Consider the following 9,109-nt stretch of genomic DNA (forward strand, 5'->3'; position numbering starts at 1 on the left):
ACGCTTCCTCAGCGCGTGTTCGCCACCGTGATCCGCCGGCGGCGCCACAGCGCCACCGGCACCACGCCGGCGAGGGCGAGTCCCTGGGGCGCGACCGTCAGGGCGGCGGCCGCCGTCTGCTCGTCCAGGCCCGGCTGGTCGAACGTGGGCGGAACCGGCAGGGTGCTCCAGCGGGTGACCGGCCAGGCGATGACGACGGCCCGTCCGACGACCTCCTTCACCGGAACCATGCCGCTGTGCCGGTCGGACTGGTTGTAGCGCGAGTCCCGCGAGTTCTGCCGGTGATCGCCCATGACCCAGACGTAGCCCTCGGGCACCTTCACCTTGAACTGGCCGCCCTGGTCGTCCATGCTGCACGGCGTGTTGCCGGGATAGACGTACGGCTCGTCCAGCGCCTTGCCGTTGACCCTCAGCGGGCCGGTGTTCCTGCACTCGACCGTGTCGCCGCCGACCCCGACGACCCGCTTGATGAGGTCCTTCTCCGACGGGGACGGCATCAGGCCGATCCAGCTGAGGAAGGTCTGCAGCGCGTTCGGCTCGGTGGTCGGCTCGCCCGCCAGCCAGTCGTCGGGGTCGTGGAAGACGACGACCTCGCCGCGCTCGGGCTCGGAGCCGAACCACGGGGTGAGCTTGTCGACCAGGACCCGGTCACCCTGCTGGAGGGTGTTCTGCATCGAGTCGGAGGGGATCGAGAACGCCTGCACCAGGAACGTCTTGATCAGCAGCGCCAGCACCAGCGCGATACCGATCAGGATGGGCAGTTCCTTCCAGAAGGAACGCTGCTTCCTCTGCTGGGAGGACGTCCGGTCCGGTTCCCGTCCGCCCTCGCCCCTGGTCTGTTCGTCCGTCATCGTGCCGTCCTCGGCCGCCTTGGAGTCGTTCCCTGAGGCGACGGCGCCGTCCGCGGCCGGGGGGGCCGCCTCCCCGGGGCGTCCACGGTGTTCCTCGCCGTCGTGTCCGGACCGTGCGCCAACCGCCACATCCCCCACGCCAACTCCTTACTCTGTGCCGCCGCCTGCTCCGTATGCGGCGCAGGCCCACCACTCCCATAACGAGCGGGAGTTCCGCAGGGCTCGGGAGCTGGATCGTTCTGTTCGAATCGTCGGAGGCAACCCTATGCGACAGCCGGGGAGCAGCGGCCGACCCGGCGGCCGAGTCGGCCACGGCCGCGTAGGTTTCCGGCTCCTGCAGCGTGCTCCAGTGGTCCAGCGGCCAGGCGATCACCATGGCCCGTCCCACCACGCCGTCCTCGGAGACCGTGCCGCCGTGGCCGGTGTCCTGGTGGGAGCGCGAGTCGGCGGAGTTGGACCGGTGGTCGCCCATCACCCACAGCCGCCCCTCGGGGACGGTGACGTCGAACCGCGTCGCGGACGGGGCGTTGCCGGGGTACAGGTAGTCCTCGTTCAGGGGAACGCCGTTGACGGTGACCCGCCCCTGCGCGTCACAGCACGTGACGCGGTCCCCGCCGACGCCGACGACCCGCTTGATCAGGTCCTGCTCGTCCTCGGACGGCAGCAGGCCGATGAAGGTGAGCGCCTGCTTGGCCTGCTTGACGACGACCGGGTCGTCCTTCCTGGTGGGCTGCTCGTCCTGGAGCCAGCCGCCGGGGTCGCGGAAGACGACGACGTCCCCGCGCTGCGGCCTGGCGCCGAACCACGGGGTGAGCTTGTCCACCAGCACCCGGTCGCCGATCCGGATCGTCTGCTCCATGGAACCCGACGGGATGACGAAGGCCTGGAGCAGGAACGTCTTCAGAACGAGCGCTATGAGGACGGCGACGCCGACGAGGAGGGGGATCTCCTTGACCGCGCTGCGCCTGCGGCGCCGCTTGACCTTGCGCTGCAGTTTGCGCCGCTCCGCGCGGGTGCGGCCGCGGGCCGGGCCGCCGGCGCGCCGGTCCCCGGTGGGCAGCGGGTTCTCCGCGGGGTCGGCGGGCGCCCCGCGCGGTTTGCCGCGGTTACCCATGGGCGCCCTCCGCGGCGGGCACGCGCGCGTAGGCGTCGGGCCGGCGCAGCCGGGTGGCGTGGCCGAGCGGCCACACGATCGCCTCGGCGCGGCCGATGACGTCGTCGACGGGGACCATGCCGCCGCCCGGCGAGCCCAGGTGGTCGCGCGAGTCGCTGGAGTCGCTGCGGTGGTCGCCCAGGACGAAGAGGGTGCCGTCCGGCACGACGACGTCGAAGCGCACGGTGGACGGGCTGTCGCCGGGGTACAGGAACGCCGACTCGTCGACCGACCGGCCGTTCACCTCGATCCTCCCCTCCCTGTCGCAGCAGACCACGTGGTCTCCCCCCGCACCGACGACGCGCTTGACGTAGTCGCCGTGCCCGAAGGTGCCGGTGCCGTCGAAGACGACGATGTCGCCGCGGTGCGGCTCGGCACCGAAACGGTACGCCAACTTGTTCACGAGGACGCGGTCGCCGATCCTCAGTCCGCGCTCCATGGATCCGCTGGGAATCTGGAACGGCTGCGCCACGAACGTGCTGAACAGCAGCAGGAACAGCAGGCAGACCAGCAGGGTCAGGGAGATCCCGCCGCCCGGGAGCCAGTCGGCGGTCCGCGCCGCCAACGCGAAACGCGACCGTCCCCCCGGCCCCTCGGGCTCCGGGATCTCCTCGGAGCCGGAGGGGCGGGAGGAGCGGTCGCGCTCCGTCGGCTGTGCTTCGGTGTCCATCGGGGCCAGATGCTATCCGGCCCCGCCGTGAACCCCGGAGAGCGCTCAGCTCTCGCGCTTCTCCTTGATCTTCGCCGCCTTGCCGCGCAGCTCGCGCAGGTAGTACAGCTTGGCGCGGCGCACGTCACCGCGGGTGACGAGCTCGATCTTCTCCACGATCGGGGTGTGCACCGGGAAGGTGCGCTCGACGCCGACGGAGAAGGAGACCTTGCGGACCGTGAAGGTCTCGCGCACGCCGGAGCCCTGGCGGCGGATGACCACGCCCTTGAACTGCTGCACACGGGAGCGGTTGCCCTCGATGACGCGGACGTGGACGTTGACGGTGTCGCCCGGGCGGAAGTCCGGGATGTCGCTGCGCAGCGACGCGGCGTCGACGGTGTCGAGCAGGTGGGACATTTCGTCTGCTTTCTTCGCTGATGCCGCAGGTCATCAACGGAAACTAGGGGTTTCGGATCAGGGCTGCGCGGGTCGGGGCGGGCGTCGTGTCCCCCTGCGGCAGGGGCGCGCGCCGGACGGGCGCACAGCAGCGGCCTATTCTTCCACGCCGTCGACCCTGCGCCAAAATCGGCCGTACGGCTCCCCCTCCGGGTCCGGTTCCCAGCCCAGGACGGACAGCGTCTCGCGGTCCTTCTTGTCGAAGGCCTTGGGGTCGCAGCGCTCGATGAGGTCGGGCCGGTGGACCGTCGTACGGCGCAGGGCCTCGTCCCGGCGCCAGCGGGCGATCCTTCCGTGGTGGCCGCTGAGCAGCACCTCCGGGATGCCCCGGCCGCGCCACTCGGGCGGCTTGGTGTAGACGGGCCCCTCCAGGAGGTTGGCCATGGCGCCGGGCGCGAAGGAGTCGTCCCGGTGGGACTCGGCGTTGCCGAGGACACCGGGCAGCAGCCGGGCCACGGCCTCCGTGACGACCAGGACGGCCGCCTCGCCGCCGGCCAGGACGTAGTCGCCGATGGAGACCTCGTAGACGGGCATGCGGGTGGCGTACTCGTCGACGACGCGGCGGTCGATGCCCTCGTAGCGGGCGGGCGTGAAGATCAGCCAGGGCCGCTCGGAGAGGTGGACGGCGAGTTCCTGGGTGAAGGGGCGGCCGCTGGGCGTGGGCACGACGAGGGCGGGCTCGCGGGAGCCCGTCTCGTAGCCGTCCGCCAGGACGGAGTCCAGCGCCTCTCCCCACGGCCCGGTCTTCATGACCATGCCGGGGCCGCCGCCGTACGGCGTGTCGTCGACGGTGTTGTGCCGGTCGTGCGTCCAGTCGCGCAGGTCGTGCACGTGCACGTTCAGCTGCCCGCGCGCGCGGGCCTTGCCGACCAGGGAGACGTTCAGGGGGTCCAGGTACTCGGGGAAGATCGTGACGACGTCGAGCCGCATCAGACTTCTTCCCGGGAGGAGGCGATCTCGGCCCGGTCGTCGATCAGGCCGGGCGGCGGGTCGACGACCGCCCGCTGTTCGTCGAGGTCGATCTCGGTGACGATCTCCTCGACGAACGGGATGAAGACCTCGCTGCCGTCCGGGCGCTCCACGACGAACAGGTCCTGCGCGGGCAGGTGCGAGATCTCGGTGATCCGGCCGACCTCCACACCGTCCTTGGTGACGACGTCGAGGTCGATCAGCTGGTGGTCGTAGTACTCGTCCTCGTCCTCGGGCAGTTCGTCCGGGTCGATGTCGGCGATCAGGAGGGTGTTGCGCAGGGCCTCGGCCGCGTTGCGGTCGGCGACGCCCTCGAAGCGCAGGAGGAGACGGCCGCTGTGCACACGGCCGCTCGCGATGGTCAGCGGTCCCACGGACGCGGGATCGGTGGCCAGGACGGCGCCGGGGGCGAGCCTGAGCTCCGGCTCGTCGGTACGTACCTCCACGGTGACCTCGCCCTTGATGCCGTGAGCGCGGCCGATCCGTGCGACTACCAGCTGCACTTGTGAAGATCTCCTGTCTGGAACGACTACGGGCCGGGGACGGCCCAGCGGCCCTCCCCGGCCCGAGCCGGTGCTGCGAAGCGTCAGCGGACGTGGTCCACATCGACGAGGTCGACCCGGACACCGCGGCCGCCGATGGCGCCCACGACGGTGCGCAGAGCACGTGCGGTGCGGCCGTTGCGGCCGATCACCTTGCCGAGGTCGTCCGGGTGCACCCGGACCTCGAGCACACGTCCGCGACGCAGGTTGCGCGAGGCGACCTGCACATCGTCAGGGTTGTCGACGATGCCCTTCACGAGGTGCTCAAGAGCCTCCTCAAGCATCCTCAGGCCTCGGTCGACTCGGACTCGGCGGACGCCTCGTCCTTCTTCTCAGCCTTCTTCTTCTGGGTGATCGCCTCGCCCTTGCCCTCGTCCTCGCCGGCGAGCGCCTCGAAGGACGGACGCGCGGGCTTCTCGGCCGGCTGCAGCAGCGGCGCGGGGGCGGGCTCGCCCTTGAACTTCTGCCAGTCGCCGGTCTTCTTCAGGATGGCGAGCACGGGCTCGGTGGGCTGAGCGCCGACGGAGAGCCAGTACGCCACACGCTCGCTGTCGACCTCGATCACCGACGGGTTGTACGTCGGGTGGTACTTGCCGATCTCCTCGATGGCCCGGCCGTCACGGCGGGTACGGGAGTCGGCGACGACGATGCGGTAGTGAGGCGAACGGATCTTGCCCAGACGCTTCAGCTTGATCTTGACTGCCACGGGAGTGGGTTCTCCTGGAATTGACGTGGTGGGGCACGGCGAGACGGCCGCGTGGGGTTGCGGTACCCGAGTGCCCGATGGACGCGTCAGCCGGAGGAGAGAGGGGTCCTGTGCGGCTGTCGAGTACAGCTAGCCATTGTGCCATACCCCACGGGCCGCTCCGAGCCGAGGGGCGCGGCAGGACCGGCCGGAGGGGCACCCGGCGTCGCGGTGACCGTACGCCGGGTGCGCCGCCCGGGGCCGCGGGGCGCCCCCCGACGGCGCCCCACGCGTCGCGTGCTCGACCGGCAGCCACGAGATGCCGGTGCGAGCGCGTCAGCGCGCCCCCGCGCCCACGACCTCCGGTTCCGGGATGCGGAAGGGCTTGCCGCAGCCGCCGCACACGATCGGGGCCTGGGCCAGGACCGACGGGACGACCCGGACGTTGCGGCCGCAGTCGCAGACCGCCTTGACGCGGACGCCGCCGCCGGAGGAGCCGTGGCGGGCGGCCGGGCCGCGGAAGGTGCGGGAGGTGTCGGACGAGGTCGCGGCCGAGTGGGCCTTCAGCGCGCGCTGGAGGCGTTCGATCGTCGTACGGTAGCGGCGCTTCGCCTCGGGGGTGAGCGTGACCAGCGAGAAGCCGCTGCTGGGATGCGGTTCCTCGGGGTGGTCCAGGCCCAGCTCCTCGGCGATCGCGAGGAATCTGCGGTTGTGGTAGCGGCCGGCGCGGGAGGTGTCGCGGACTCCGCGCGCGGCGGCGATGCCGTGGACTGCCTCATGGAGCAGTCGCTCGAAGGAGAGCTCGTGCCCGCAGGCGGACGACGACTCTCCGATCAGGGACTCGGGCGCGGCAAGATCGGGCAGCTCGGGGTGGTACCGCTGAATGTCGGCCCACGCCTGCGCCAGCTCTGCGGCGAGAACAGGTGGTGTCGTGCTCACGTAATGGCAACGAGCCGGGGTGCCGCCGTGTTCCTATTCCGGGGCATCTCAAATAATTTGCACGTACCCGTCAGTTGCCGCTGATGTGCCCCGACGAGGGCGGGTGCGCTGAACTGCGGAGAAGCCTCACAGCTCGTGCCAAGCCGGTGCGTAGCCTGACGTACGCCCCGGCGCGTAGCCGCTGTGTGCGCGCCGGAGTGGCCGTGTCCGCGGGGGCGCAAGAGGCCTTTCGGCCGCTCCCGCGAAGAAGGCGCCGCTCAGTAGGCGCGGGCGACGATCGCGACGTTACCGGGTGCGTCGCCGTCGTCCGGCACCGACCCGTCCTCGGCGACCAGACAGCGTACGGTCACCGCGTGTTCGGCCAGCTTGGCCTCGCCCTCCTCGCCGAGCAGGGTCCACGGGATGCGCGCCCAGCCGCCGGCGGTGGCGGCCTCGACGGCCTCCCCGACCGTCGTCACGTCGAACGTCCGGGACTCGCGGCGCTCCCGGGCCTGCGCCGGCAGCAGCGCCTGGTCCTCCTCCAGGATCCCGGGGAGCAGGTCCGCGAGGCCGTCGACGGCCACCGGCTCCTTGCCGCCGGGGATGCGGCGGGCCAGCGTCGCGGTGCCGTCCGCCAGGTCGCGCGGGCCGATCTCGACGCGCACCGGGACGCCCTTGAGCTCCCAGTCGACGGCGCGGCGGCCGAAGGGCATGTCGGTGCGGTCGTCGGCATGGACCCGGACGCCGACCGCCCGCAGCCGGTCGCCGACCCCGCGGACCTCCGCCGGAACCGGCCCGTCGTCCCTGACCGCGAGCACCACGACCTGGATCTGCGCCAGCCGCGGCGGGACCCGCAGGCCGCGGTCGTCGCCGTGCATCATCACCAGCGCGCCGATCATGCGGGGGGTCGAGCCCCACGAGGTCTGCCAGACCAGCTCCCGCGTGCCGTCCTTCGACAGGTACGAGGTGTTGAAGGCCCTGGCGAAGTTCTGGCCCAGTTCGTGGCTGGTGGCCATCTGCAGCGCCTTGCCGTCGCCCATCATGCCTTCGAGCGTGAGGGTGTCGACGGCGCCCGCGAACCGCTCCCGGGCGGGCTTGCGGCCGGGCACGACGTCCATGGCGAGGACGTTCACCATGAAGTCCTCGTGGACCCGGCGGTGGACGCGCGCGGCGAAGTCGCGCGCCTCCTCGTAGGTGGCGTGCGCGGTGTGGCCCTCCTGCCACAGGAACTCGGTCGTCCGCAGGAAGAGCCGGGGCCGCAGCTCCCAGCGGACCACGTTGGCCCACTGGTTGATGAGCAGGGGCAGGTCGCGGTAGCTCTGGACCCACTTCGCGAAGGAGGCGTTGACGATCATCTCGGAGGTGGGCCGGCCGACCGCGGGCTCCTCCAGGTCCTTGCCGCCGCCGTGCGTGACCACGGCCAGCTCGGGCGCGAAGCCCTCGACGTGGTCGGCCTCCCGGGTGAGGTACGACTGGGGGATCAGCAGGGGGAAGTAGGCGTTCCGGGCGCCGGTCCGCTTGATCCGGGCGTCCATCTCGGCCTGCATCCGCTCCCACGGCCCGTAGCCGTACGGCCGGATGACCATGGTGCCGCGCACCGGCCCGTTGTCGGCCGGCTCGGCCTTGCCGATCAGGTCCTGTACCAGCGCGGGAAGTCCTCCGCCCGGAGCGTGAGAACGGGTGCCTTGGCCATGGCGCGATGGTACGGGCCCAGGTTGCCGGGATGTGAAATCTCGCCACATGGCCGGGCATCCCGCAAACCGGGCCCCGCTACCCCTGGACGACACGCCGGGCCCGGAGTTTCCTGGCATACGGGGGGAGTGCGGACGCACTGCACAGAGGCCACGTCATGGTGCACAGGGCAACTCTCGTCGGAATGGGGCGCTTACATATGACACCTACGCTCGTGCGGCAGCATCCACCTCACGCGGGGGGCGTCCCCCGCGTGGACCTGCGGGCCCGCGCGCGTGACTGGTCCGAGATACAGGAGAGAATGCTCGTACCGCTCTACGAGGCCGTCTACGAACGGCTGGAAGTGGGCCCCGGCGCACGGGTGCTGGGCCTCGGCTGCGGTTCCGGGCTCGCCCTGCTGATGGCGGCCTCCCGGGGCGCCGCGGTCACCGGCGTCGACACCGCCTCCCCGGAACGGCTGGCCCTCGCGCGGGAGCGGCTGCTGCCCGGGGCGTCCGGGACCTGGGGCACGCGCGCGCGGGCGGACGCCCGGATCGTGGACGGGTCCCCCCGGGACGCGGCGGACTCGCACGCGCCCGCGTACACGCTGGTGACCGCGTTCGAGCCGATCGGGTGCCGCGCGGGCGACGCCGAAGGACTGGGTGAGCTGCTCGCGGAGGCGACGCCGCTCGCCGAGCGGGGGGCGCCCGTGGTGCTGGCCGGCTGGGGGCCGCCGGAGCGCTGCGCCACGTCGGCGGTGCTGCGGGCGGCGACCGGGCCGGCGGACCCGCTGCGCGGTGCGAGGAGCTGGCGGTCCGCCGCGCGGGACGACCTGGAGGAGGTCGCCCGGCACGCCGGACTGAGGCCGGACGGCTCCGGCCGGGTGGCGTGCCCCTTCGGGTACGCCGACACCGACAGCGCGGTGCGCGGGCTGCTGTCGACGGGGCTGTTCGACGCGGCGGTCACCGCGGCGGGCCGGGAGCAGGTCGACAAGGAGCTGACCGAGGCCCTGCACCCGTACCAGCGCCCGGACGGGACGGTGTGGATGCCGAACGTGTTCCGGTACCTGATCGCGCGGGTGCCGTAGCGGGCCGGACGGGCTCACGTCACCGGGGGCGGCCCCGCCCCGCCCAGGGGGGGCCCCCCCGCCGGGGGGGGCCCCGCCCGCCCCCCCCCCCCCCAACAAAAAATTAAAAAAGACGGGCCGAAGGAAAA

General features: G+C 72.1%; 9 protein-coding genes and 2 pseudogenes. 1 reads left to right on the plus strand and 10 read right to left on the minus strand.

Annotated elements, in window-relative coordinates; all coding sequences use genetic code 11:
• Window positions 1-8: 8 nt before the first annotated feature.
• The 10 genes and pseudogenes from lepB (ACIBAI_RS20710) to ACIBAI_RS20755 all read right to left on the minus strand — a co-directional run bounded on the left by lepB (ACIBAI_RS20710) (window position 9) and on the right by ACIBAI_RS20755 (window position 7,916).
• Window positions 9-989: a signal peptidase I gene (gene lepB / locus ACIBAI_RS20710; protein WP_399036212.1), complete on the minus strand. Its 981-nt coding sequence runs from the start codon at window positions 987-989 to the stop codon at window positions 9-11.
• A pseudogene (lepB, locus tag ACIBAI_RS20715) lies at window positions 880-1,965 on the minus strand (signal peptidase I); the annotation flags it as partial. The gene lepB (ACIBAI_RS20710) and the pseudogene lepB (ACIBAI_RS20715), both read right to left, overlap by 110 nt.
• Window positions 1,958-2,674 carry a signal peptidase I gene (gene lepB, locus ACIBAI_RS20720; protein WP_399036214.1) on the minus strand — a complete coding sequence of 239 codons (717 nt, stop codon included), beginning with the start codon at window positions 2,672-2,674 and terminating at the stop codon, window positions 1,958-1,960. The gene lepB (ACIBAI_RS20720) and the pseudogene lepB (ACIBAI_RS20715), both read right to left, overlap by 8 nt.
• Window positions 2,675-2,719: 45 nt before the next feature.
• A complete protein-coding gene (rplS, locus tag ACIBAI_RS20725) occupies window positions 2,720-3,070 on the minus strand; it encodes a 50S ribosomal protein L19 (RefSeq protein WP_344604267.1) in 351 nt (116 codons plus the stop codon).
• Between the two features lie 135 nt (window positions 3,071-3,205).
• Window positions 3,206-4,039 carry a tRNA (guanosine(37)-N1)-methyltransferase TrmD gene (gene trmD, locus ACIBAI_RS20730; RefSeq protein ID WP_399036218.1) on the minus strand — a complete coding sequence of 278 codons (834 nt, stop codon included), beginning with the start codon at window positions 4,037-4,039 and terminating at the stop codon, window positions 3,206-3,208.
• Complete coding sequence (gene rimM, locus ACIBAI_RS20735; protein WP_399036220.1) at window positions 4,039-4,581, minus strand: ribosome maturation factor RimM; 543 nt, start codon at window positions 4,579-4,581, stop codon at window positions 4,039-4,041. Before rimM ends, trmD begins: the two co-directional genes overlap by 1 nt.
• An 83-nt stretch (window positions 4,582-4,664) precedes the next feature.
• Window positions 4,665-4,904, minus strand: coding sequence for an RNA-binding protein (locus ACIBAI_RS20740; RefSeq protein ID WP_003973401.1), 240 nt, complete (start codon window positions 4,902-4,904; stop codon window positions 4,665-4,667).
• A gap of 2 nt (window positions 4,905-4,906) precedes the next feature.
• Complete coding sequence (gene rpsP / locus ACIBAI_RS20745; RefSeq protein ID WP_399036222.1) at window positions 4,907-5,326, minus strand: 30S ribosomal protein S16; 420 nt, start codon at window positions 5,324-5,326, stop codon at window positions 4,907-4,909.
• A gap of 315 nt (window positions 5,327-5,641) precedes the next feature.
• The gene (locus tag ACIBAI_RS20750) at window positions 5,642-6,244 is read right to left on the minus strand and encodes a hypothetical protein (RefSeq protein ID WP_344604260.1); all 603 of its coding nucleotides are present in this window, start codon (window positions 6,242-6,244) and stop codon (window positions 5,642-5,644) included.
• Window positions 6,245-6,501: 257 nt separating this feature from the next.
• Window positions 6,502-7,916 (minus strand): annotated as a pseudogene (locus ACIBAI_RS20755) (His/Gly/Thr/Pro-type tRNA ligase C-terminal domain-containing protein).
• 198 nt (window positions 7,917-8,114) lie between these two features.
• Here ACIBAI_RS20755 and ACIBAI_RS20760 point away from each other — a divergent pair.
• Window positions 8,115-8,981, plus strand: a complete 867-nt coding sequence (locus tag ACIBAI_RS20760) for an SAM-dependent methyltransferase (protein WP_399036224.1) — start codon at window positions 8,115-8,117, stop codon at window positions 8,979-8,981.
• Window positions 8,982-9,109 lie beyond the last annotated feature (128 nt).

This window comes from Streptomyces sp. NPDC051041 (genome assembly GCF_044456065.1).
GTDB classification, from domain to species: domain Bacteria; phylum Actinomycetota; class Actinomycetes; order Streptomycetales; family Streptomycetaceae; genus Streptomyces; species Streptomyces glaucus.